This is a genomic window from Paraburkholderia sp. SIMBA_054 (assembly GCF_046534875.1).
Taxonomy (GTDB): domain Bacteria; phylum Pseudomonadota; class Gammaproteobacteria; order Burkholderiales; family Burkholderiaceae; genus Paraburkholderia; species Paraburkholderia hospita.
The window spans coordinates 1-260 of record NZ_JAWRXV010001080.1; the positions used below are offsets into that span (position 1 = coordinate 1).

Genomic DNA, 260 nt, shown 5'->3' on the forward strand with positions numbered 1-260 from the left:
GGTGGTCGAACGGGGACTTGACGCCCTCCAGCCGCGACAACGCCAGGTTCTGCGCGATGCTGCTGCCGAGGTAGCGCTTGCCCAGCGCGACTTCACGCACGGCGCGAAGCAGCTCCTGCGCATCGCCGCCCTTGCCCACGTAACCGGATGCACCGACTTCCAGCAGGCGCTTGGGCAGCGGCCCGTCTTCCAGCACCGATACGATGATGACCCGCGTGCCGTGGTCGCCGCGGACGATCCGCTCGGTGATCTCCAGCCCG

1 pseudogene is annotated in these 260 nt (G+C 68.8%); it reads right to left on the reverse strand.

Annotated features, from left to right (window positions below):
- Nucleotides 1-260: pseudogene (locus tag SB822_RS58495) on the reverse strand (DNA-binding response regulator); the annotation flags it as partial.